The organism is Lacinutrix chionoecetis, from assembly GCF_053604665.1.
On record NZ_JBSHNQ010000032.1, the window covers coordinates 1 to 372 of the forward strand.

The window sequence follows — 372 nt, forward strand, 5'->3', positions numbered from 1 at the left end:
CAGAAGCCGATGAGCAAGTAAAACCGTTAGCAGAACAACAGGCAAAAGCTGAAGCTGATGCACAAGCAAAATTATTAGCAGAACAACGAGCAAAAGCAGAAACCGATGCTCAAGCAAAACTATTAGCAAAACAACAAGCAAAAGCTGAAGCTGATGCGCAAGCAAAACTGTTAGCAGAACAACAGGCAAAAGCTGAAGCTGATGCACAAGCAAAATTATTAGCAGAACAACAAGCAAAAGCAGAAACCGATGCTCAAGCAAAACTATTAGCAAAACAACAAGCAGAAGCAGAAGCCAATGCACAAGCAAAATTATTAGCAGAACAACAAGCAAAAACTGAAGCCGATGCACAAGCAAAATTATTAGCAGAAC

General features: G+C 40.3%; 1 pseudogene. It reads left to right on the plus strand.

Annotation, left to right across the window (positions count from 1 at the left end):
- Positions 1-372, plus strand: a pseudogene (locus ACVC43_RS00165) (PorP/SprF family type IX secretion system membrane protein); the annotation flags it as partial.